A 22,561-nucleotide genomic window follows, 5' to 3' on the forward strand; every position below is an offset into this window, starting at 1 on the left:
GACGAGCATTGGTCGTACGGTGATGCCATGCCAGCAATCGACGCTCGCCATCTCGACGGAGTATCGGAGACCGCTCTGCTCACCTTGCACCAGCGAGCCTCGGAGGCGGCGAGGGCCGACGGCATCATCGACGACCCGATGGCCGTCGTCCTGAGGGATGCCCTCGACTACGACTACGAGAACTTCGGCCGGATCCACCAGGCGACCGCATTGCGAGCGCTGGTGTTCGACAACATCACCCGGGACTATCTCCGAGCACATCCGCGAGCCACGGTGGTCGCGTTGGCCGAGGGTTTGCAGACGAGCTTCTGGCGACTCGACAACGGCGAGTTGACCTGGCTGTCAGTTGATCTCGAACCCATCATGCAACTGCGCGAACGATTGCTGCCGTCCTCGCAGCGACTTCGGCACTGCGCCCAGTCCGCACTCGAGACGTCCTGGCTGGACGAGGTGGACGCGCAGGGCGGCGTGCTGATCACCGCCGAAGGCCTGTTCCAGTATCTGGATCAGGACACCGTGTTCACCCTGATCGCCGCATGCGCAAAGCGGTTTCCCAACGGCCGGTTGGCATTTGACAGCATTCCCCGCTTCGTGAGCTTGCACTCGCAACGGCGGGGCTTCAAGCTCAGTACGGAGTACACGTCGCCGCCCATGCCATTCTGGTTCACCGCCGATCAGTACGACGAGTTGCGGTCGATTCCCGGAGTCCGGGCAGTACGCGAGATGCGCTACCCGCCTGGCCGCGGCCGGCTGCTGCCGTGGGCCAACCGGCTGTCCCGGCTACCCGGCCTCGCCCGCTTCCGCGCCCCGGTAACGCTCGTCGAATTTGGTGGATAGCCAATCGCTTACAGTCAGGCGTGGGCACCGCACAACTCACATCGCATTGGTCGGCCGGTTCGCGCGCCGAGTTCCCGTTCCCGGGAACTCGGCGCGCGACCTACTCGAGGTATGCCGAGAGACCGAAATCAGCTACGGCCGCCGACACCACTTCCACCAATCCTGCCCTGGTGTTGGGCCGGTCCGGTTCCCACGAGGCGACACTGAACCAGACCTTGCCGCGCATCGACGCTGCCGAGATCAGCAAGTGCCCGCCCAACCTGGTCAGTGTGTTCGCGGTGACCCCGGCCTCACCACCACGCACCCCGAAGAAGTCGGCATCGGTGCCATCGGGCCGGTTCACCGCGTCCGGGATATCGCCGATGTTGCTGCATCCCACGGGTTTCCCCACTCGTAGGACGAGATTCTCGAGGCGACGGGCAACCAATTTCGGGGTGAAGGGGGTCAACGCCAATGGCGCCAACATGGTCTCCCGAATCTCTCCCAGCTCGGTGAGCGCCTGTTTTGTGGCCGCCCGCAGATCGGTGAGATCGCTGCAGACCTGATCCGGGTCGGCCAGCACCGTGATGCCACTCAACGGATTTGCCCGAGTATCGCCTTCGATGCGGTCGCTCACCGGGACGGACAGCAACACCCGGCCGGCGTCATCCAGTCTCCCGAGCCGATATCCGACGCGACTGGCAAATCCGGCGAACAGGACATTGCGGGTAGCACCGAGGGACTTGGCCCGGTCATCCCACTCAGATGCGTTGATACTGCCGTAGATCCGTGGGACCACCACCGCTCGGTCTCCAGACCTCTGCACCCGTGCCGGGCCACCCGCCCTGACCGAGCTGGACAGATCATCCCGCTGGTCACGAGCGATGCGTGCCGCCGCGGAGAACGCAGCCGGAATGTCGCGGGCCGAACGGAGAGTCAGCGCGATGTCCTGCCGCAGGCCCTGGCGAGGGCTCCGCACGACTCCGTCCGGGAAGCCGAACTCACGTCTGACTCCATCGACGGCATCAGCGATCGACATGATTCCGGCCACCGCGTCAACGATCGTGTGGGACACCGCCAGTGACACCGCGGCGCCACCACCTGTCAGCGGTTGCACGCCGAGATGCCAGGGCGGCCCCAGCTCCGGGTCCACCGGCACGAACGACCGTTCGTCGACCCAGTCCCAGACCTCGTCCCTACTGCGCTCGCACGCAGCGATATCGACATCGCCGGGTTTGCGGCATGCGACCCAGCGGTGTCTGCCGAACGGCAGCGACGAACACTCGATCAGCCGACCGAGCAAGGTGTACTGCAGGTGACGATGAAAGTGACGCAGCCCCTCGAGATCGACACCGCGCTCGTAGATCCAGACGTACTGGATCACGGGGCCGCGGCCCAACGCCCGCAGCGCCAGAAAAGACGCCTGATCGATGTAAGCGAGGGTGTTGTCGACACGAGCACTCACCGGGCCATACCTTTCCGAGTCGATTGGGGCGCTTGCCGCCTGGCCCCTCGACGTGAACGTGCCGTGCCGGGGCCAACCGCGACAGTACGAAACCGGCCCCCGAAGCATCGGGCCGGGCGCGCCGACGCGAGAGCAGCCTACGACCTCGCGTCCTGACGCCACACGCAGTCACGCAGATGCGAGAGTTCGGGAACTTTTTCCGGACTGTCTGCGACCTATCGACCGACCATTCAACCCAACGCGCCGTGCGGCGTCCGAGCAGTAGACGATCTCGGGTCACCCGCTGGCCGCGAACCCGTTTGTGCCCGTGACGATTTGGCGGCAGACGAGACGTTCTGCCGCCGTAGTGGAGATTCTTGATGCACATCACAACCAGTTCCGGCCCGGGGGCTGCGGTCGAGGTCCGTGGCTTCGATCCCGCGTTGGCCAGCCGCGACGACGTCACACGAGTCCAACAACACATCTATCAGAGCAAACTCGTGGTGCTCAAAGAGCAGGAACTCAAACCGGCGGCGTTCGTGGAACTCGGCCGCCGTTTCGGCACCCCGGTGCCGTACTACGAACCCATGTATCACCACCCGGAGAACGAATTGATCTTCGTCTCTTCGAATTTGAACCGGAACGAACGTCAGATCGGCGTCCCCAAGACCGGCGGATTCTGGCATGCCGATTATCAATTCATGCCCGAGCCGTTTGCCATCACGGTGTTCTACCCTCAGCTGCTGCCGTCGACGACCAGGGGCACACGTTTCATCAACATGGCAACCGCCTACCAGCGGCTGAGCCCGCAGCTCAAAGAGGCGATCAACGGGACGTTCTCCCACCACAGCGCCCGTCGTTACGTCAAAATCCGGCCGTCTGATGTGTATCGGCCGATCGGTGACGTGTTGGCCGACATCGAACGCGTGACACCGCCGAGGCGCTGGCCTACCGTTCTGACCCACCCGGTCACAGGCGAACAAATCCTTTATCTCTCAGAAGCATTCACCTTCGAGATCGAGGACGCTGCCGGAGACGCGCTGCCGCGGACCCTGCTCGACCACCTGCTCGCCGAATCCGGCCAGCTCGACAGCACGTACGAACACCCGAACATCTTTGTGCAGACCTACGAGCCCGGTGATGTTGTGCTGTGGGACAACCGGACCCTGATCCACCGTGCCCTGCACAACCCGACGAACGAACCAACCGAGTCCTACCGCATCACCCTGACCGACGAACACCCGCTGAGCAGTGAGGCCGCCGCATGAATCGACCATCCCGAACGACCCTCATCGACGACCTCCACGACGATGCCGCGTTGCTTGCCCGCGCCATGGCGCCCTACGCGAGCAAGGACACCATCTACTTGAAGAATGCGGTCGCGGAGCGGCGCGGCGACATTGTCGTCGGCACAGGAGATCTGGGATTCCAGCAGTCGTGCTACATCGAAGAGACCGGACACTTCAACGCCGTCGAATTCATCATCTCGTACAACCAGCTCTTCTACTACACGCTCGCGGCCTCGGTGCGTGACGGGCTGATCCCCGAACTCTCGAACTGGGATCTGTCCGACTACTGGGAGCGGCAGTTGCCCTCCGTGCTGATCAGCAAGTTGGCCACCCGATTCCGGCAACCGATCAACTCGCGGGACTACCGCGGTGTCCTGACGATCACCGATATCGAATTCCGCGAGCGCTCGCGGCCGCTGATCGCGCTGCAGACCACCGTCGAGTTCTCCGACGACGGAATCGGCAGCGCCCTGGGCGATGTCGAGATCGCTCTGATCAACCTGCCGTCCAAACCCTGGTGACAACAAGGGAATTCGATCTCGTCAGCCGGCTCGACCACAATGCGGAGGCCGGCGGCGGCCGGGTGGCGCTGATCTTCGCAACCGAGCAGATCACGTTCACCGAACTCGCACAGCGTTCCCTTGCGGTGGCCCGGGCGCTCGTGGCCGCGGGCGTCCGGACGGGAGATCGGGTGGTCCATGTCGCCACCGACACCCCGGCGCTCTATGAGTTGCTGTACGGATGTGCGCGCATCGGAGCCGTGCTGGTGCCGGTGAACTGGCGGTTGGCCACCGACGAGCTCGACTTCGTCGTCAAGCACTCGGGGGCGCGCGTGCTGATCACCGACCGGCCCGACCTGGCGGCCGAAAATGTCGTCCAACTGGGCGATTTCGCGCGATGGCGGGACAGTGCCACCAATCGGGTGCTACCGGACATCGCGGTCGACCGGAACACCCCGGTGGTCCAGATGTACACCAGCGGCACCACCGGGCGGCCGAAAGGTGTTGTGCTGGGCCATCGCACCTTCAACGCGGTTCGTGAGCTACTCGACAATGCCGGACTCGATTGGATCGATTGGCGGCCCGACGATGTCAGCCTCATCGCGCTACCCGCCTTTCATATCGGCGGCATGTGGTGGGCCACACAAGCACTCAACAGTGGACTGCCGAGTGTGGTTATCCCCCGATTCACCGCGATGGGAGCAGCGGCAGCGGTCCGTGACAATGGTGTGACGCTCACTTGCTTCGTCCCGGCGATGATCCTGATGCTGTTGTCCGCACCCGGAGTCGTCGCGTCCGATCTGGCGACGCTGCGCAAGATCGCGTACGGCGGATCCCCGATCGGTCCCGATCTGCTGTCCCATGCGATCGACACCATTGACTGCGAGTTCGCTCAGATCTACGGCTTGACCGAGACCGGGAACACCGCCGTGTGCCTTCCACCCGAACAGCATCGACCCGGTCTAGCCCGACTGCATGCCGCCGGAAAGCCTTATCCCGGAGTGGACGTGGCCATCCGGGACAGTGAAGGAAACGACCTGCCCAGTGGAGTCTCCGGCGAGGTGTACCTGCGCAGCCCAGCCCAGATGCTGGAGTATTTCGCCGATCCCGCGGAGACCGCGAACACCATCGTCGATGGCTGGGTTCGTACCGGTGATGCGGGGTACGTCGACGACGACGGGTTCCTGGTGATCCGCGACCGCGTCAAAGATCTCATCATCGTCTCGGGCGAGAACGTCTATCCGGCCGAAGTGGAGAAGGCGATCAATTCGCATCCGGACGTACATGACAGTGCGGTGGTGGGAGTCCCGGACGATCGCCGCGGCGAATGTGTCCACGCGTTCATCGTCACCAAGCCCGAGTCCCTACTCGCCGACAACGAGTTGTCCGAGTTCCTCGGCCGCAGACTCGCCCGGTTCAAAGTGCCTTCGCGCTATGAATTCATCGAGTCGATCCCCCGCAATCCCAGCGGCAAGATCCTCCGCCGCGAATTGCGCGAACAGTTCTGGGCGGGGCTGGACCGGCAGGTCCACTGAGGCCACCGTCCCTCCGCCGCAGCGGGCGTACCGCTGTCACGGCACGAGGGCGTAGCACTCCCGCACCCGCTCGATCCACCAGTCCCGGCGCGCAGGCGCTGCCGCCAGGCCGGCCAACCGGGCCGGGTCGGGCACCACCGGGCCGACCGGCAGGAACCCGTCCAAGGGCGGCGGCACGTCGACAACGTCCTCGACGAACAACCCACCGGTACCCAGGCCGCAGGCGTGCTGCAGCGTCGGCAGGCAGCCGGCGGCCAGCAGCCCGCGGGTCATGCCGACGGCCGAATCCAGAGCGCTCGACACCACGATGGGGATGTCGATCTGCCGGGCCACCGACAGCAGCCGCGTCACGCCACCCAGCGGGGCCACCTTGACCACCGCGATGTCCGCCGCTCGTTCGCGTACCACCCGCAGCGGATCCGAGGCCTTACGGATGGACTCGTCGGCCGCCACCGGCACGTCGATCAGACGCCGCAGCTCGGCCAGTTCCGGCACTGTCGCACACGGCTGTTCCAGGTACTCGAGCGGCCCCGAGGCAGTCAGTGCCCGTGCAGCGGCCACCGCTTCTTCGACGGTCCAGCCACCGTTGGCGTCGACGCGCACCACGGGCACGAGAGCGCGGACGGCCTCGACGCGCGCCACGTCGTCGGCCAGCGTCTGCCCCGGCTCGGCCACCTTCACCTTGGCGGTCCGGGCCCCCGGGAAGCGCGCCAACACCTCGGGTACCCGGGCGGCCTCGACCGCGGGCACGGTGGCGTTGATCGCGATCCGCTCCCGCACCGGCGCGGGCGACGGCTGATACGCCGCCTCGATGCCGGACGCCAGCCAGTGTGCCGCCTCGGCCGGGCCATACTCGACGAACGCGCCGAATTCGCCCCAGCCGCACGGCCCGTCGATCAGCGCGACTTCACGAACGTCGATGCCGCGGAACCGAACCCGCATGGGCAGCGAGACGACGTGCAGCCGCTCGAGCAGTTCGGCTAAGGCAGGCACCCCTCTATCGTGCCTCACACGGTGGCGCGGTCCCGGCCCTCCCAGTACGGCTTGCGAAGTTCCTTCTTGAGGATCTTGCCGGTGGGGTTGCGGGGCATGTCGTCGACGAAGTCGATGGTCTTCGGGCACTTGTAGGCGGCGAGGCGTTCGCGGGCGAAGGCAATGAGGTCGGCGTCCGACACTCCGTCTCCCGAACCCTCGAGCGTGACAACGGCTTTCACCGATTCACCCCACTTCTCGTCGGGCACACCGATGATCGCGACCTCGGACACCGCCGGGTGCTCGGCGAGCACCCGCTCCACCTCGATGGAGTAGATGTTCTCGCCACCCGAGATGATCATGTCCTTGAGCCGGTCCTCCACGAAGATGTAGCCGTCGGCGTCGACGCGGCCGATGTCCCCGGTGCGGAACCACCCATCGGGCGTGATCGCCTCGGCGGTGGCGTCCGGCCGGTTCAGGTACTCCTTCATCAACGTCGGCGTGCGGAACCACAATTCGCCCTGCTCGCCGGCGGGCGCATCGTCGAGGGTTTCCGGATTGACCACTCGGACCTCGGCTTCTGGAATCAGCACGCCCGCACTGACGAGCCGTTCCTCGTTGTCGGCGCGGTGGTCCTCGGGCATCAGCCGGCTGACGACGCCACAGACCTCGGTCAGGCCGTACACCTGGATGAACTCGGTCTCGGGCCATGCCTGCAACGCCTGGCGCAGCAACGGCAGCGGCATCGGCGAGGCCCCGTAGGCGTAGGTCTTCAAGGCGCTGAACAACTTCACCGCATCCGGGCCGGTCTCGAGCACCTTGGCCAGCACGGCCGGCACCAGGAAAGTCCGGTTGGCGCCGACCAGGATGCCGCCGGCCAGCGAGGCTCCGTCGGCGTCGCGTGTCAGGTAGCTCGGCACCCCATTGTGCAGCCCGTACTGCATGTACGACGAGCCACCGACATGGAACAGCGGCATCGCCACCAGGTTCTTGTCGTCCGGGCTGCTCTCCCAGCCGTCGAAAGCATTGATGGTGTGCGCGATCATGTTGGCCTGGGTGAGCGCGACGCCCTTGGGGCGGCCCGTCGTGCCCGAGGAGTACATGATGATGCACACGTCGTCGGGCTGGACATCAGGCGAGCGATCCACCGCGGTCGCGCCGGCCAGCAGCGCCTCGTACTCGTCACCCTCGCCACCCTCGGGCGTCACGCTGACGATGTGCTCCACGTGAGTGAGCTTGTCGGCGATGTTGTCGACCGCCGGCCTCAGCTCGGCACCGACGACGAGAACCTTTGCGCCACAGTCGTTCAGCACGAAATCCAGCTCATCGGCGGCCAGCCGGAAGTTGATGATCGCGTTGGCGGCGCCCAGGGACGCCGCGGCCAGCGTCAGCTCGACGCAGGCCGGGTGGTTCTTGTCCAGGAACGCGACCACGTCCCCGCGTTTGACGCCCCAGGCTGACAGCGCACCCGCCAGCCGGCGCACCCGGTCGTTCCACTGCGACCAGGTCCACGTCCTGTTCAGGTAGGTGATCGCTTCGTCGTCCGGCTTGGTCGCGGCCCAGTGGGCAACACGTTCATCGAGGAATCGGGGTGCCGACAGTTCAGTCATGTCCTGAGCCTGCCACGTCTGCCGCGTGCTCAGTCGGCTTTGGCGTGAACCTGTTGTCCTGCCAGATAAGTCGCGAGCACCTCCAGGTCGGCGACGGCTTCTGGCGGCACCGAGCGCGGGTCGGCCGACAACACCACGAGGTCCGCGTACTTGCCGACTTCCAGCGAACCGACCGCGTCATCGGAGAACAGCTGCCAGGCCGCATCGATGGTCTGGGCCCGGATGGCCGCCTCGACGGTGAGCCGTTCCTGCGGCGCCAGCACGCGCCCGCTGGGGGCGATCCGGGTGGCCGCGACGCTGATGTTGCGCAGCGGCTCCTCGGGCGTCACCGGCGGGTCGTTGTGCAGCGAGATCCGCATACCGGTGGCCACGGCCGAGCCGGCCGGCATCCACACGTCGCCGTGCTCGGGGCCGAACAGCCCGTCGACGATGACGTCACCCCAGTAGTGGATCTGGTCGACGAAGACACTGCACGTGACGCCGAGATCGTGGGCGCGCTGCAGCTGCACCGGTGTGATGGCACCGACGTGCTCGAGCCGCAGCCGGTGATCCTCCCGCGGCCAGCGCTTCAGCGCGTCCTCGTACACATCCAAGATGGTGTCGACGCCGTGGTCGCCGTGCACGTGACAGGCCATCTGCCAGCCCAGTGGGAAGAACGTGTTGACGATCTCGGCGAGCTGCTCGCGGGTGTAGTTGGCGTGCCCGCACGACCCCGGCACCACGCCGATGGTGCGGGTGGCATCGGTATCGAGATACGGGAAGGTGAGGTCGATGTTGCCCACCCACGGCGACCCGTCGACCCAGATCTTGATGCCGACCTGACGGACCAGGTCGTCACCGTTGTCCGGGGACGCGTCGGTGTGCAGCGCCGCGGTCGACATCTCGTAGGTGCGCAGCCGCACGGTGAGCTTGTCGCGCATCTGCTCCAGCACCGGCCGGAACATCGGGTCGAACGCCATCTCCGAACAGGTCGTCAGGCCGGCCCGATTCAGCCGGGCGCATTCGGCGAGCAGCAGCGCCGGATAGTCGGTGGGCGTCATCACTCCTGTCACGAGCGGGAACACCGCACCGGTCTCCTCGGCGGTGCCGTCGAGCTCGCCGTCGGCGTCGCGGCCGTACTTGGAGCCGTGCGGATCCGGGGTGTCACGGGTCAGCCCGGCGGCACGGGCGGCAGCCGAGTTGAAGTACGCCTTGTGCCCCGAGTTGTGCACGATGACCAGCGGGCCGTCGGGCGCCGCCGCGTCCAGCCAGGCTCGCGTCAGCTCTGGGAGCCCGTGCTGCAGCAGCGGATCCCAGCCGTTCAGGTAGGCGCCGTCAGCGCCGCGAGCGGCCACCTCGGCGTGGACCGCGGCCACGACGTCGTCAGCGTTAGGCATCGTGACGGGCCGGATGTCGACCATGCGGCCACCGAGCACCACCGCCTCCATCAATGGGTGGCCGTGCGCCTCGACGAACCCGGGCAGCACGCAGCCGGCGACCTCCCGAACCTCGGTGTCAGCGCCGATCCACGGCTGTACCTCGTCGCGTGACCCGACAGCGACGATGCGTCCGGCGGTGACGGCGAGCGCCTCGGCGATGGGCCGCTGCGGGTCGACGGTCACGATGTTTCCGACGATGACGAGATCGGCTGGGCTGGCCATGAGGTCGATGCTAGGGCGTGTCTATCGGACGGGTTTCGCAATGCGTCAATTTCACGGGCTTGACCTACGGACTAGAACACGTTCTAGTCTTAGGTCATGGCCCCTGACGTCTCTTCTTCGCGCGAGCGCTCATCAGCCGAGCTGCTGCGCCATCCCCTGCATTCCGGACACTTGACGGTCGGCGCCCTGAAGCGCAACAAAGACAAGCCGGTCCTGTTCCTCGGCGACACCACACTGACCGGCGGCCAGCTCGCCGACCGCATCAGCCAGTACATTCAGGCGTTCGAGGCGCTCGGCGCCGGCTCCGGCGCCAGCAGCGGCCTGTTGGCGCTGAACCGGCCCGAGGTGCTGATGATCATCGGCGCCAGCCAGACGCAGGGCTACCGCCGCACAGCACTACACCCTCTCGGCTCGCTCGACGATCACGCCTACGTCCTCTCCGACGCCGGCGTCACAACGCTGATCATCGATCCCACCCCGGCGTTCGTGGAGCGGGCCATCGGCCTGCTGGAGAAGGTGCCGTCGCTCAAGCAGATCCTGACGATCGGCCCGGTGCCGGACGAGCTGACGGGCTCGGCCATCGACCTGGCCGCCGAAGCCGCGAAGTTCGAACCGCAGCCACTGAAGGCCGCCGACCTGGCCCCTGATCACGTCGGCGGGCTCACCTACACCGGCGGCACCACCGGCAAGCCCAAGGGCGTCATCGGCACGACGCAGTCCATCAGCACCATGACGACCATCCAGCTGGCCGAATGGGAGTGGCCGGAGCACCCGCGGTTCCTGATGTGCACTCCGCTGTCGCATGCCGGCGCGGCGTTCTTCGTGCCGACCATCGTCAAGGGCGGCGAGCTGATCGTGCTCAAGAAGTTCGACCCCGCGGAGGTGCTGCGGGTGATCGAAGAGCAGAAGATCACCGCGACCATGCTGGTGCCGTCGATGATCTACGCGCTCATGGACCACCCCGATTCGCATACGCGCGACCTGTCGTCGCTCGAGACCGTCTACTACGGCGCTTCCGCCATGAACCCGGTGCGTCTCGCCGAGGCCATCCGCCGGTTCGGCCCGATCTTCGCGCAGTACTACGGCCAGTCCGAGGCCCCGATGGTCATCACCTACCTGGCCAAGGGCGAGCACGACGAGAAGCGGCTGACATCCTGCGGCCGGCCGACGCTGTTCGCGCGCACGGCCCTGCTGGATTCCGACGGAAATCCGGTGCCCCAGGGTGAGGTCGGCGAGATCTGCGTGTCCGGCCCACTGCTGTCGGGCGGCTACTGGAACCTGCCGGAAGCCACTGCCGAGACGTTCAAGGATGGCTGGATGCACACCGGCGACCTGGCCCGCGAGGACGAGGACGGGTTCTGGTACATCGTCGACCGGACCAAGGACATGATCGTCACCGGTGGCTTCAACGTCTTCCCGCGGGAAGTGGAAGACGTTGTGGCCGAACATCCTTCGATCGCCCAGGTATGCGTCGTCGGCACCCCCGACGAGAAGTGGGGCGAGGCGGTGACGGCCGTCGTCGTGCTGCGTCCGGACGCCGACCGGTCCGAGGAGGCCGTCGCCACGATGACCGCCGAGATTCAGGCCGCGGTCAAGGAGCGCAAGGGCTCGGTCCAGTCGCCGAAGCAGGTCGTCGTCGTCGACGCCGTGCCGGTGACGGCGCTCGGCAAGCCGGACAAGAAGGCGGTCCGCGCGCAGTTCTGGGCTGGCTCGGAGCGCTCTGTCGGCTAGGTCGCAAGCAGTCGTGAAACCCCCAATTCCCTTGGAAATCGGGGGTTTTCGCGTTTCCCGGTAAGTGGGAGGCACCCCAGGTTCAGGAAGTGGGCAACCCGGCGAGGAGGCGGTCGAAGAGCACGGCGGCCGCGGCGGCAGCCCCGTCGGCGTCGGCGGCGACGATGCGGTCGAGCAGCCGGTGATGGTCCTCGAACTCGGTCTCGACGGGCGTCTCGTTCATGACGGACACGCTCGCGGTGATGACCTCGATGAGTCCCAGGTACAGATCGATCAGCATGGTGTTGCGGGACGCGCGCATGACGGCACAGTGGAATTCGGTGTCGGCGTGGACGAATTCGTCGTGATGCGCGGCGCGCTGCTCGTTGTCGCGGCCGTCCAGCAGCCGCCGCAGCAGCGCGATGTCGTCATCGGTCCGCCTGGCCGCGGCCAGGCGGGCGCCCTCCACTTCCAGCCCGCGGCGCACCTGCAGCACATCCCGCAGTTCGTCACTGCACAGCCGGCTCAACGCGCCTGAGACCTCGCTGGTGGCACGAACGTACGTGCCGTCGCCCTGCCGTACCTCGAACAGGCCGGCGTGCGCCAGTGCCCGGACGGCCTCCCGCACCGTGTTGCGGCCGACGCCGAGCGCCTCGACCAGATCGGTCTCATTCGGGATGCGATGGCCGACGGGCCATTCGCCGTCCGCGACCGAACCCCGGAGCTGCTCGATGACCTGTTCCACCAAGCCGGCACGGCGGGCTGTGTTCAGGGCCACGAAATCATCCTTTCAACCAATCATAGGATGTATGCCATCATAGCAGCATGAGTGCTGCCCTGAACGGTTCCGAACACGCCCGTTACGAGGACGAATTGGCACTCGAGCTCGACGGCGCCATCGAAATCGCGGATGTCCCGGCGAGTCCGAGCACCCGCCTCGCGAGCGGTGTCCTGCTCGCCGCCGCGGTCGTCGTCACCGCCCTGAACCTGCGGCCGTCCGTCACGAGCGTCGCTCCCCTACTGGGTGAGATGCGCACCGCACTCGGGGTGTCGTCGGTCTGGGCCGGCATCCTCACCACGCTGCCCGTACTGTGCTTCTCCGCCGCGGGCGCCACCGCGCCCCTGCTGGCCAAACGGCTCGGCCTCGGCCGGACCGTGACGCTCGCCCTGCTGGTGCTGGCCCTGGGCCTGGCGGTGCGGCCGTACGGCGACGGCGGCCTCATGCTGGGCGCCACGCTGCTCGCCTCGTCCGGCATCGCACTGGCGAACGTGCTGATCCCGGTGGTGATCAAGAGTTCGTTCCCCGCCCACATCGGCCTGATGACGGGTATCTACACCAGCGCACTGCAAGCCGGCGGAGCATTCGGCGCCGCCGTCACCCCAGCGGTGGAACACAGCGTCGGCGGCTGGCGTCCGTCGCTCGCCATCTGGGCCGCGCTCGCGCTGGCGGCCCTGCTGTTATGGCTTCCGGCCGCGCGCCGGCATCGCACCGACTGGGCGACAACGGCGGCCCGCACCACCGCGCGTCGATCCCTGCTGCGCAACCCGCTCGCATGGACGGTGACGCTCTACATGGGCAGCCAGTCGTTCCTGGCCTACATCATGATGGGTTGGCTCCCACAGATTTTCATCGACAACGGCATGGACAAGACCACTGCCGGCGTGATGTCCGGGGTGATGTCGCTGATCGGCGTCCCGGTCGCGCTACTCATCTCGCCGCTGGCTGCCCGCAGCACTCACCAGAGCCTGTGGAACGTCGGCCTCGGTGTGCTGGGCCTGTCCGGCGCCATCGGTCTGCTCGTCGCGCCGAGTGCGGCACCGGTGCTGTGGAGCCTGCTGGCCGGTATCGGGATGAGCGCGTTCTCACTCGCGCTGACCGTCATCGCGCTGCGCGCCCGCAACACCGAGGACACCGCACAGCTCTCGGGCATGGCGCAGGGCTTCGGCTACCTGTTCGCGAGCACCGGGCCGTTCCTGTTCGGGCTGCTGCACGACGTCTCCGGCGGCTGGCACGTCCCGTTCGTGTTGTTCTTCAGCGTGTACGCGGTGCAGTTGACGGCCGGCTGGTTCGCCGGGCGCAACCGCTACGTCTAGGTGACGGTCTGGCTAGTACGGCGGCGGGTAGCCGGGGTACGCGGCGGGCACGACGGGCACCGACTGGGCGCTCTTCCACCGGCACCACTGCTGCGTCGAGTTGAGCGCCGCCAGCACACCGGTGGCGAGGGCGAACACGATCGGCACGGCGGCGCTCATCACCGACATCCCCGCCATTTGCTGCATCCCCTCGTAGCCGCCGCCGAGTGCGGTGCCGAGCCGCTTGAGGATGGTGAGCGAGGCGAACAGGCCGACGACGTTGGACAACACCACGACCGTGCAGCTGGCCATGACGATCCAACGGCCCGCTGCACGCCCGAGGATCAGCAGCACGCCACCGACCAGCAGCGCGACGGCCACGATCGTCTGCACGACGGCCATGGCGGTGCTCAGGCCCATCAGGCCGGACCTCGTGTCCGACCCGCTCGAGAAGGAGTCGGAGAGCGTGCTCAACGTCGCGACCACATACCAGCTGGAGAATGCCTGGAACGCCGTCGACACAGCGCCGAGCAGACTCAGCACCGCGGCGATGATGGCCGTCACGCCGGAGGGGCCGGCCGGTCCGGGCGTGGGCATGCCGTACCCCCCAGGCTGCGGGTACTGCGGCTGCGGATACTGCTGGGGGTACTGCGGGTAGGGCATGTTCGGCGGCACGCCGGGAGCGCCGTACGGGTTGGCCCCATACGGTTGACCCGGTCCGAACGGCCCGGGTGGCGGCCACTGATCAGACATCGAAACCCTCCTTCAGCTGGGCGAACATAGCACGCCAGCGCAGTTGCAGGGGCTCGTCTAGCCTCGATCCATGGGCCAGGACAGCGACGCGAACCTCAAGCCACCATGGTGGCTCAAGCCGATGAACAAAGTCATGATGGCCGTCATGCGGGTGGTTCCCATCAAGGGTCCCGTCGTGCTGACCGTGCCGGGCCGCTCGTCCGGTGAACCGCGGTCGACGCCCATCACTCCGTTCGAGGTCGACGGCCGCCGCTACGTCGTGGGTGGTTTCCCGAACGCCGACTGGGTGCGCAACGCGCGCGCCGCGGCCACCGCCACCGTGACCCGGGGCCGGCAACGTGAAGAGGTCCGGCTGTCCGAGGTACCCGCCGAAGAGGCCCGCCCGCTGCTGCGGCAGTTCCCCATCCTGGTGCCGACGGGCGTCGGGTTCATGAAGAACGCGGGCCTGGTGACCGGCCCCAACCCCGACGAGTTCGAAGCGCTCGCCGGACGCTGCGCGGTGTTCCGGTTCGATCCGGTCTAGCACCGCGGCGAGCGTGGGGGCTTACGCCGAAATTCTGGCCGAATTTCCGCGCAAACCCCCGCGCGCGAGTGCCCGCTAAAGGTGTGGCGCGTCCTTGATCGGGGCGTCCTGCTGGCCGGCCGTCTGGCACCACGCGAGCGCGGAGGCGCGCGTGCCCGTCACCTCAAGTGACGACGGGTCGGCCCCCTTGCGGTCCTTGATCATCTTGTTGACCGCCTGGTTCTGCGTCTTCTCGTCGGCTCCCACGAAGTCCTTGCACTTGGTGTCGCCGCCCTGAACGGACGGCGAGCATCCGACCAGCGCCAGTCCGGCAATGAGCCCTGACACCACCACGCCTGCTGACCGCTTCATTGAGCCTCTCCTGTTCGGGCCGCCATCGGCCGCCATGTGTCTGCGACCTAGTACCCATGGGGCGCACAGGCCAAACCCCGGCAGCTCTAAGGTCGAGGCGTGAACGCAGACAATCCGTTTGACCCTCAGCTCTGGCAGCCGGTGACCGAGCTCGGTGAACTCACCGACATCACCTACCACCGTCACGTGCTGGACGGTAAGCCGCAGCCGACGGTCCGGATCGCCTTCGACCGGCCCGACGTCCGTAACGCCTTCCGGCCGCACACCGTCGACGAGCTGTACCGCGCACTCGACCACGCCCGAATGAGCCCGGACGTCGGCGTCGTCCTGCTCACCGGCAACGGACCGTCGTCGAAGGACGGCGGCTGGGCGTTCTGCTCCGGCGGCGACCAGCGCATCCGCGGCCGCAGCGGCTACCAGTACGCGTCCGGCGACACCGCCGAGACCGTCGACCCGGCCCGCGCCGGGCGGCTGCACATCCTCGAGGTCCAGCGGCTGATCCGGTTCATGCCGAAGCCCGTGATCTGCCTGGTCAACGGCTGGGCGGCCGGTGGCGGCCACAGCCTGCACGTCGTCTGCGACCTGACCCTGGCCAGCCGGGAACACGCCCGGTTCAAGCAGACCGACGCCGACGTCGGCAGCTTCGACGGCGGCTACGGCAGCGCATACCTGGCGCGGCAGGCCGGGCAGAAGTTCGCCCGCGAAATCTTCTTCCTGGGCCGCGCCTACGACGCCGAATCGATGCGGGCCATGGGAGCCGTGAATGAGGTCGTCGACCACAAGGACCTGGAAACCGTTGGGCTGCAATGGGCGGCCGAGATCAACGGCAAGTCGCCGCAGGCCATCCGGATGCTGAAGTTCTCGTTCAATCTGATCGACGACGGGCTGGTGGGCCAGCAGATTTTCGCCGGCGAGGCCACGCGCCTGGCGTACATGACCGACGAAGCCGTCGAGGGCCGGGACGCGTTCCTGCAGAAGCGCGACCCGGACTGGAGCGAGTTCCCACGTTACTTCTGAGTTTCTGGCGGTCACATGAACGACGCGACGCTGTGCGCTTTGCCATGAGTGCCCTGTGTATCCGCTTGGGCGCGTATCGATGTCGGGCGCCTCGGGTCAGACTGAGCACGTGAAAGTCGGGGCACGCGCACGTATCGGCCGGTGGGCGCTGGGAGCCCAGGGTTTCACCATGGGCATTTTCGGCGGCGCCGGTCTGGCCTGGTCCATGGCGAACCCGCATTTCGGCGCTGCCGGCGCCCCGATCTTGTGGCTGCGTGTTACCCCGCTGCACTGCTCTCTGCTGCTGGTGGTCGGCGTGCTGACCGTCTTCGCCTCGTTGGGCCGGAGCGCGGCGATGTTCAACGGGGTCGCCGCACTCGGCTGGTGCGTCGTGACGGCGGTATGTGTGGTGGCGACGTCGAGCCACAACCCGGGCCCACTGGGCTTCGACTCCCACGACACCGTGCTGTACGCCGTTCTCACCGCGTACAACGTGGCCCTGATGGTTTGGTTCGCCTTCCCCAGCCGCTCCACAGCAGAGGCCCGAGCACCCGGCCGGTCCCCCCGGCGCCACTCCGACGCGGTCGGCTCCCGCTGATCCCTGTTAGCCTCCCGGGGTGAGCGAGCCGAGTTACTCCGACGCCGAACGCGCAGCCGTCTACCGGGTCATGGCCGAGCGCCGGGACATGCGGCACTTCACGCCGAATTCCGAAGTGCCCGAAGATGTTCTGCGGCGCATCCTGGAGGCTGCCCACATGGCGCCGAGCGTCGGATTGATGCAGCCGTGGCGCTTCCTGCGAATCACCGATCCGGCTATGCGGACAGCGATCAAGGAACTGGTCGACACCGAGCGGATCCGGACCGGCGAGGCCCTCGGGCCCCGCGAAGCGGAGTTCCTGGCACTCAAGGTCGAGGGCATCGGCGACTGCGCCGAGCTGTTCGTCGTGGCGCTGGGTGACGATCGCGAACGCCACATCTTCGGCCGGCGCACCATGCCGCACATGGATCTGGCGTCGGTGTCCTGCGCCATCCAGAACATGTGGCTGGCGGCCCGCGCGGAAGGTCTTGGTCTGGGCTGGGTTTCGCTGTTCGAACCGGCGGAGCTGGCCGAGCTGATGGGCATGCCCGAGGGCGCCGACCCGATCGCGGTGCTGTGCGTCGGCCCGGTGCCGGAGTTCCCGGACCGTCCCGAGCTCGAGATCGTGGGCTGGACGACAGCCCGCCCGCTCGACGAACTGGTGTACACGAACAGCTGGCCTGCCACCCGAACGAGCTGAGTTTCCCTAAGCTCGTGGGCGTGAGCAAAAGTCCACTGCGCCGAGTCACCGAGAGTCTGCTGCTCGCCGGTATGCGACCACCCCTGATCGAACGGTTGTCGGGCCACGGCGAGGTGGACCTGGCCGGCAAACGCATCGTGCTGACCGGCGCGTCGTCGGGCATCGGCGAGGCGGCCGCGGCCAAGCTGGCCCGCCTGGGTGCGACGGTCGTGATCGTGGCCCGCCGGGCCGACCTGCTGGACACGGTGGCGGCCAGGATCACCCACAGCGGGGGCGACGCGATCGCCCGGCCGTGCGACCTGTCGGATATGGACGCCATCGACGCGCTCGTCACCGACGTCGAAGCCGAGCTTGGTGGCGTGGACATCCTGATCAACAACGCCGGTCGGTCCATCCGCCGGCCGCTGGCCGAATCCCTGGACCGCTGGCACGACCTCGAACGCACCATGACCCTGAACTACTACTCGCCGCTGCGGCTGGTCCGAGGCTTTGCCCCCGGCATGCTGGAGCGCGGCGACGGGCACATCATCAACGTGTCCACGTGGGGTGTGATGAATGAGTCGTCGCCGCTGTTCGCGGTCTACAACGCCTCCAAAGCCGCACTCACCGCCGTCAGCCGGGTCATCGAAACCGAGTGGGGCGCAAGCGGAGTGCACTCGACGACGCTGTTCTACCCGCTGGTGAAGACGCCGATGATCGCACCGACCCGCGCCTACGACGGACTGCCCGGGCTGTCGGCTGACGAAGCCGCCGACTGGATGGTCACCGCGGCCAAGACCCGTCCGGTGCGCATCGCACCCCGGATGGCGGTGACGTCGCACGCCCTCAACAGCTTCGTCCCCGGCGTGGTGGACAAGATGATGAAACGCCAACGCGCACAACCGGTTCGGTGAGGCGATGGAAATCCTGGCCAGCCGCATCCTGATCCGTCCCGCCGACTACCAGAAGTCGGTGGCCTTCTATCGGGACGCCATCGGCCTGGCCATTGCCCGTGAATACGGCGCCGGCACCGTGTTCTATGCTGGGCAGTCCCTGATCGAGCTCGCCGGCCACGGCCGTGACGGCGACGGCCCGTCAGTGCCGTTCCCCGGCGCACTGTGGCTCCAGGTGCGGGATGTCTATCTGACGCAGGCCGAACTCGAAGGCCGCGGAGTGACGATTTCCCGTGCGGCACAACAAGAACCGTGGGGCCTGCACGAACTGCACGTCACCGATCCCGACCAGGTCACCTTGATCTTCGTACAGGTGCCCGACACCCACCCACTACGACGAGACACCCGGAGCTAGCGCTCCGGGTGTCTCGCGTGGTGCGTATCGGGGCGCGTCAGCGCTACGGTGTGGCCAGTGGCCAGCCGACCGCGGCCAGACGAGCCGATACCTGCTGGATGTCCTCGGGACTCGGCGCCTGGTCGGTGGTCTTCTGGATCGCGTCGTGGATCTCGTCTTCGGTGACCGGGCTTTCCCCGTCGTTGGAACGCAGGATGGTGCGGGCCACCTCGACGACCTCGCCCTCGCTGAGGGAACGCCGCAGCAACGCCAGCACCGGGAAGTAGTCCTTCGGCGGCACTCCGTCCGGGTACCCCTCACGCAGCCAGTTCAGGATGCTGTGGAACAGGGCCGCCGTGTTGTTCGGCGCGGGCACAACGATGGGCTCATTCATTACTTCAGCCCCAGGGGTTCGAAGATTTTGACGCCGGTGTGGTGCGCAATGACGTCCTTGGTGATCCACAGGATGGCGAGCAGCACGATGGCGCCGACGAGGACGAACAGCGCCACGCCGAGTGCCTTCAACACTGCGTTGGGTGTGTGGGTGGTGCCGTCGTCCCCGACGCCACCGGCGCCGGTGGAGTAGGCGACCAGACCGCCGGCGAACACCGCGGGCAGGCCGGCACCAAAGATGAGTCCCACCACCAGAACTCGGAAAATTGCTTCCAAATAGTGCATCGAATTATTCCTTAAGTCTTTGCTGGAGATACCGGCGTCAGACCGACGCGGTGTCCTTGGTGGACTTGGCTGCGGCGCGCACGTCGGCCGGAACCGTCGAGTTGGTCGACTCGTCCCAATCGGCGTTGACGTTGTTGTGGTCGATCTTCTGCTGCTGGGCGCGGTAGTACATGAAGCCCGACAGACCGACCAGGATCAGGAAGATCACGATGTCACCGACCAGCGGCGTGCTCGCGCTGGCGATTCCATTGGCGAGCAGGAACGAGAGCGCACCGACGAGGCCGGCGGCAGGCAAGGTGATCAGCCATGCGGCGGCCATCCGGCCCGCGACCTTCCAGCGCACCTCGCCGCCCGGCTTGCCGACGCCGCTGCCCAGGATCGAGCCGGTGGCCACGTGCGTGGTGGACAGCGCCATGCCCGCGACGCTCGAAGTCAGGATGACTGCGGCCGATGCGGATTCGGCGGAGAAGCCCTGCGGCGAGTCGATTTCGACCAAGCCCTTACCGAGGGTGCGGATGACGCGCCACCCACCGATGTAGGTGCCGAGACCGATGGCGAGGGCGCAGCTGCCGATGATCCAGAACGGCAGGCCGTCCTTCTTCACGTCGCCGGTCAGGTGGCCGGTGCTGATGAGCGCGAGGGCGATGACGCCCATGGTCTTCTGCGCGTCGCCGGTGCCGTGAGCGAGAGACAGCAGCGAAGCAGTGGCGATCTGGCCCCAACGGAAGCCCTCTTCGCGACGCGCCTTGGTGACGTTCTTACTGATCCGGTAAACCAACCAGGTGCCGCACATGGCGATCACGCCGGCGATGAACGGCGAGGCCACCGCCGGGAGCAGCACCTTGCTGGTCAGGCCATCCCAGTTGACGCCGGCGAAGCCCGCCGCGGCGATACCCGAGCCGATCAGGCCGCCGAACAGCGCGTGCGACGAGCTGGATGGGATACCGAACAGCCAGGTGAGCAGGTTCCACAGGATGCCGCCGACGAGGCCCGAGAAGATCACCGTCAGCGCGACGGTCGCGTCGAGCTTGAGGTGGCCGGTCTTGGGGTCCTGAATCTTCAGGACGTTGGTGGCCACCGTGACGGCCACGTTGACGGAAAGGAAGGCACCTACAAGGTTCAGGATGCCCGAGAGCGTCACCGCGGCTTTGGGCTTGAGGGCGCCGGTGGCGATGGATGTCGCCATCGCGTTACCGGTGTCATGAAAACCGTTCGTAAAATCAAAGGCCAGGGCGGTTGCGACAAGCAACGCCAGGATGACGATCGTTTCGCTCATGGCGCTTATTCTGGGCTAGCGCGCGCGTTTTTGACCAGTTACGGAAGTCCCCAATTCCGACCGCGACCTGCGTGTTTGCCGTGGCGACGGAGGTGTTCATACAGTGTTCACCTACTCGCTTCGTCTAATTAGTCTGGCAAAGCGCTGGCAGCGACGTCGCGAGTTACCGTGGCGATATGCCCACGTCACAGGCTGGGCATAGGATTCGTTCGCGCATTTTGGGGCAACTATGCGAACAGCTGGGCCCCTTTCCCAAGTTCTGGAGGTGACGCCATGAATGCCTTTTTGACCAAGATCGTGGCGTGGCTGCAGGCCGGATATCCCGAGGGCATTCCCGCCACCGATCGGGTGCCACTGCTGGCCCTGTTGTCCCGTCGCCTGACCAATGACGAGGTCAAGTCAGTGGCAAGGGCATTGATGGATCGGGGCGAGTTCGACCAGATCGATATCGGGGTGCTGATCACCCGGATCACCGATGAACTGCCCCGCGCCGAGGATGTTGAACGAGTACGAGAACGGTTGGCCGCCAAAGGCTGGCCGCTCGACGATCCCCGCGACCCGGCCGACGGCGGGCCTGTCGACGGAGGCCCCGGCAACAGGGAGCCGACATAGGCATCCTCCATCCCGTCGTCGTCGGTTCCTGCGGCGCGGCCCTTGCCCTGATCCCCGAGTTGGCGCAGGCCCTGGACGGCGGCCGCGCACTGCTGCCGCTGCCGGCCGACGATGACCGCCAGGCCGCGCTGCTGACCGAGACCTTGCGGGCCGGCGAGCCCGTCGACGACGGCGTGGCGCTGGTTGTCTCAACGTCGGGTTCGACCGGAATACCCAAGGGCGCCTTACTTTCCGCCACCGCGTTGCACGCCAGCGCCGACGCCACGCATGACCGGCTCGGCGGCCCCGGCCGGTGGCTGTTGGCCCTGCCCGCCCATCACATCGCCGGTGTCCAGGTACTCGTGCGCAGTCTGCGGGCCGGCACCACACCGGTGGCCCTGGATCCGGGATTCGGCGTCGGCGAATTACCCGCTGCGGTACAGGCCTTGGGGCCAGGCCGGCGCTACACGTCTCTGGTTTCGGTGCAGCTGGCCAAGATCCTGGCCGATCCTGCCGCGACCGAGGCCCTGGCCGAGCTGGACGCGGTGCTGATCGGCGGCGGCCCGATGCCCCCGGGGCTCGGCGAAAAGGCCGCAGCCGCAGGGGTTTCCGTGGTGCGTACCTATGGCATGAGTGAAACCTGCGGTGGCTGCATATACGACGGAAAACCGTTGAACGGAGTCGAGCTGCGGATCGACGACACCGGCCGGATCGCGCTGGGCGGTCCCACGCTGGCATCGGGTTACCGCAATCCGGTGGCGCCGTCCCCGTTCGTGGACGGCTGGTTCGTCACCGATGACATTGGCGCCGTGGATGATTCGGGCGCACTGCGGGTCTTGGGCCGCATCGACGATGCCATCGCCACGGGCGGGCTGAAAGTCCTGCCCGCGCTGGTCGAGTCGGCGTTGGCCGGCCATCCGGCCATCGCCGAATGCGCGGTGTTCGGAGTCGCCGACGAACGCCTGGGTCAGCGGGTGGCCGTGGCGGTGGTGCTCCGTCCGGGTGCGGGCCCGCCTACCGTTGCTGACCTGCGGAAACACGTAAGCGCGACCCTCGCCGTCACCGCCGCTCCGCGGGAGGTGCACGTGGTGGACGAGCTCCCCCGCCGCGGAATCGGCAAGCTGGACCGCCGGTCCCTGACGCTCAGCTACCAGAAAAACGCTTGACTGGCCCGTGATGCCGGTCACAGCACCGGCGCTTGATTCGGTGGCGGGCCCGGCTCTCTGGGACCCTAGAACGTGGACCGGAAGAGTTGGAGTTT

General features: G+C 66.9%; 24 protein-coding genes. 14 read left to right on the plus strand and 10 right to left on the minus strand.

Features of this window, described 5'->3' with window-relative positions; all coding sequences use genetic code 11:
* Nucleotides 1–27 precede the first annotated feature (27 nt).
* Entirely contained in the window at nucleotides 28–837 is an 810-nt protein-coding gene (locus G6N59_RS11625; RefSeq protein WP_138232406.1) for a class I SAM-dependent methyltransferase, read from the plus strand.
* A gap of 100 nt (nucleotides 838–937) precedes the next feature.
* Here the strand turns inward: G6N59_RS11625 and G6N59_RS11630 are convergent, their stop codons facing one another.
* Complete coding sequence (locus G6N59_RS11630) at nucleotides 938–2,281, minus strand: hypothetical protein (RefSeq protein ID WP_138232407.1); 1,344 nt, start codon at nucleotides 2,279–2,281, stop codon at nucleotides 938–940.
* A gap of 359 nt (nucleotides 2,282–2,640) precedes the next feature.
* On the opposite strand from G6N59_RS11630, the gene scoE reads away from it, so the two are divergent.
* Genes scoE through G6N59_RS11645 form a run of 3 tightly spaced genes read left to right on the plus strand, consistent with a single transcriptional unit; the run spans nucleotide 2,641 to nucleotide 5,584 of the window.
* Complete coding sequence (scoE, locus tag G6N59_RS11635) at nucleotides 2,641–3,528, plus strand: (3R)-3-[(carboxymethyl)amino]fatty acid oxygenase/decarboxylase (RefSeq protein ID WP_138232408.1); 888 nt, start codon at nucleotides 2,641–2,643, stop codon at nucleotides 3,526–3,528.
* Nucleotides 3,525–4,070 (plus strand): FcoT family thioesterase, encoded by a 546-nt coding sequence (locus tag G6N59_RS11640; RefSeq protein ID WP_138232409.1) that lies wholly within the window; start codon nucleotides 3,525–3,527, stop codon nucleotides 4,068–4,070. Before scoE ends, G6N59_RS11640 begins: the two co-directional genes overlap by 4 nt.
* Entirely contained in the window at nucleotides 4,067–5,584 is a 1,518-nt protein-coding gene (locus tag G6N59_RS11645; protein WP_138232410.1) for an AMP-binding protein, read from the plus strand. The genes G6N59_RS11640 and G6N59_RS11645 overlap by 4 nt, the downstream gene beginning before the upstream one ends.
* Nucleotides 5,585–5,620: 36 nt before the next feature.
* Here G6N59_RS11645 and G6N59_RS11650 read toward each other — a convergent pair whose 3' ends face one another.
* Genes G6N59_RS11650 through G6N59_RS11660 form a run of 3 tightly spaced genes read right to left on the minus strand, consistent with a single transcriptional unit; the run spans nucleotide 5,621 to nucleotide 9,806 of the window.
* Nucleotides 5,621–6,595, minus strand: a complete 975-nt coding sequence (locus tag G6N59_RS11650) for an o-succinylbenzoate synthase (protein WP_138232411.1) — start codon at nucleotides 6,593–6,595, stop codon at nucleotides 5,621–5,623.
* The gene (locus G6N59_RS11655) at nucleotides 6,592–8,166 is read right to left on the minus strand and encodes a long-chain-fatty-acid--CoA ligase (RefSeq protein WP_138232412.1); all 1,575 of its coding nucleotides are present in this window, start codon (nucleotides 8,164–8,166) and stop codon (nucleotides 6,592–6,594) included. The genes G6N59_RS11650 and G6N59_RS11655 overlap by 4 nt, the downstream gene beginning before the upstream one ends.
* Before the next feature lie 29 nt (nucleotides 8,167–8,195).
* A complete protein-coding gene (locus tag G6N59_RS11660) occupies nucleotides 8,196–9,806 on the minus strand; it encodes an amidohydrolase (protein ID WP_138232413.1) in 1,611 nt (536 codons plus the stop codon).
* Between the two features lie 96 nt (nucleotides 9,807–9,902).
* Here G6N59_RS11660 and fadD8 point away from each other — a divergent pair, with 96 nt between their 5' ends.
* Nucleotides 9,903–11,537: a fatty-acid--CoA ligase FadD8 gene (gene fadD8, locus G6N59_RS11665; protein ID WP_138232414.1), complete on the plus strand. Its 1,635-nt coding sequence runs from the start codon at nucleotides 9,903–9,905 to the stop codon at nucleotides 11,535–11,537.
* A gap of 82 nt (nucleotides 11,538–11,619) precedes the next feature.
* Here fadD8 and G6N59_RS11670 read toward each other — a convergent pair whose 3' ends face one another.
* Nucleotides 11,620–12,294: a FadR/GntR family transcriptional regulator gene (locus G6N59_RS11670; RefSeq protein WP_138232415.1), complete on the minus strand. Its 675-nt coding sequence runs from the start codon at nucleotides 12,292–12,294 to the stop codon at nucleotides 11,620–11,622.
* A gap of 47 nt (nucleotides 12,295–12,341) precedes the next feature.
* Here G6N59_RS11670 and G6N59_RS11675 point away from each other — a divergent pair, with 47 nt between their 5' ends.
* Nucleotides 12,342–13,610: a CynX/NimT family MFS transporter gene (locus tag G6N59_RS11675; protein WP_138232416.1), complete on the plus strand. Its 1,269-nt coding sequence runs from the start codon at nucleotides 12,342–12,344 to the stop codon at nucleotides 13,608–13,610.
* Between the two features lie 12 nt (nucleotides 13,611–13,622).
* On the opposite strand, the gene G6N59_RS11680 is transcribed toward G6N59_RS11675, so the two are convergent.
* Nucleotides 13,623–14,342 (minus strand): hypothetical protein, encoded by a 720-nt coding sequence (locus tag G6N59_RS11680; protein WP_138232417.1) that lies wholly within the window; start codon nucleotides 14,340–14,342, stop codon nucleotides 13,623–13,625.
* A gap of 70 nt (nucleotides 14,343–14,412) precedes the next feature.
* Here G6N59_RS11680 and G6N59_RS11685 point away from each other — a divergent pair, with 70 nt between their 5' ends.
* Nucleotides 14,413–14,865, plus strand: coding sequence for a nitroreductase family deazaflavin-dependent oxidoreductase (locus tag G6N59_RS11685; RefSeq protein WP_138232418.1), 453 nt, complete (start codon nucleotides 14,413–14,415; stop codon nucleotides 14,863–14,865).
* A 75-nt stretch (nucleotides 14,866–14,940) separates the two neighbouring features.
* Here G6N59_RS11685 and G6N59_RS11690 read toward each other — a convergent pair whose 3' ends face one another.
* Nucleotides 14,941–15,216: a hypothetical protein gene (locus tag G6N59_RS11690; protein WP_138232419.1), complete on the minus strand. Its 276-nt coding sequence runs from the start codon at nucleotides 15,214–15,216 to the stop codon at nucleotides 14,941–14,943.
* Between the two features lie 99 nt (nucleotides 15,217–15,315).
* Here G6N59_RS11690 and G6N59_RS11695 point away from each other — a divergent pair, with 99 nt between their 5' ends.
* The 5 genes from G6N59_RS11695 (at nucleotide 15,316) to G6N59_RS11715 (ending at nucleotide 18,776) form a co-directional block, all read left to right on the plus strand.
* Nucleotides 15,316–16,233 carry a 1,4-dihydroxy-2-naphthoyl-CoA synthase gene (locus G6N59_RS11695; RefSeq protein WP_138232420.1) on the plus strand — a complete coding sequence of 306 codons (918 nt, stop codon included), beginning with the start codon at nucleotides 15,316–15,318 and terminating at the stop codon, nucleotides 16,231–16,233.
* Nucleotides 16,234–16,342: 109 nt separating this feature from the next.
* A complete protein-coding gene (locus tag G6N59_RS11700) occupies nucleotides 16,343–16,810 on the plus strand; it encodes a hypothetical protein (protein ID WP_138232421.1) in 468 nt (155 codons plus the stop codon).
* Between the two features lie 19 nt (nucleotides 16,811–16,829).
* On the plus strand, nucleotides 16,830–17,489 hold the full coding sequence (gene bluB / locus G6N59_RS11705) for a 5,6-dimethylbenzimidazole synthase (RefSeq protein ID WP_138232422.1): 660 nt from the start codon (nucleotides 16,830–16,832) through the stop codon (nucleotides 17,487–17,489).
* 20 nt (nucleotides 17,490–17,509) lie between these two features.
* Nucleotides 17,510–18,382, plus strand: a complete 873-nt coding sequence (locus G6N59_RS11710) for an SDR family oxidoreductase (RefSeq protein WP_138232423.1) — start codon at nucleotides 17,510–17,512, stop codon at nucleotides 18,380–18,382.
* Nucleotides 18,383–18,386: 4 nt separating this feature from the next.
* On the plus strand, nucleotides 18,387–18,776 hold the full coding sequence (locus G6N59_RS11715; RefSeq protein WP_138232424.1) for a VOC family protein: 390 nt from the start codon (nucleotides 18,387–18,389) through the stop codon (nucleotides 18,774–18,776).
* A 43-nt stretch (nucleotides 18,777–18,819) separates the two neighbouring features.
* Here the strand turns inward: G6N59_RS11715 and G6N59_RS11720 are convergent, their stop codons facing one another.
* Genes G6N59_RS11720 through G6N59_RS11730 form a run of 3 tightly spaced genes read right to left on the minus strand, consistent with a single transcriptional unit; the run spans nucleotide 18,820 to nucleotide 20,709 of the window.
* Entirely contained in the window at nucleotides 18,820–19,149 is a 330-nt protein-coding gene (locus tag G6N59_RS11720) for a DUF3349 domain-containing protein (RefSeq protein WP_138232425.1), read from the minus strand.
* Nucleotides 19,149–19,433 (minus strand): hypothetical protein, encoded by a 285-nt coding sequence (locus tag G6N59_RS11725; RefSeq protein WP_138232426.1) that lies wholly within the window; start codon nucleotides 19,431–19,433, stop codon nucleotides 19,149–19,151. Before G6N59_RS11725 ends, G6N59_RS11720 begins: the two co-directional genes overlap by 1 nt.
* Before the next feature lie 37 nt (nucleotides 19,434–19,470).
* Nucleotides 19,471–20,709 carry an inorganic phosphate transporter gene (locus G6N59_RS11730; protein ID WP_138232427.1) on the minus strand — a complete coding sequence of 413 codons (1,239 nt, stop codon included), beginning with the start codon at nucleotides 20,707–20,709 and terminating at the stop codon, nucleotides 19,471–19,473.
* A 273-nt stretch (nucleotides 20,710–20,982) separates the two neighbouring features.
* On the opposite strand from G6N59_RS11730, the gene G6N59_RS11735 reads away from it, so the two are divergent.
* Complete coding sequence (locus G6N59_RS11735) at nucleotides 20,983–21,321, plus strand: DUF3349 domain-containing protein (RefSeq protein WP_138232428.1); 339 nt, start codon at nucleotides 20,983–20,985, stop codon at nucleotides 21,319–21,321.
* Between the two features lie 50 nt (nucleotides 21,322–21,371).
* Entirely contained in the window at nucleotides 21,372–22,466 is a 1,095-nt protein-coding gene (gene menE / locus G6N59_RS11740; protein ID WP_234884409.1) for an o-succinylbenzoate--CoA ligase, read from the plus strand.
* The last annotated feature ends 95 nt before the right edge of the window (nucleotides 22,467–22,561 follow it).

It is taken from the genome of Mycolicibacterium aubagnense (assembly GCF_010730955.1).
In the GTDB taxonomy this organism is placed as follows: domain Bacteria; phylum Actinomycetota; class Actinomycetes; order Mycobacteriales; family Mycobacteriaceae; genus Mycobacterium; species Mycobacterium aubagnense.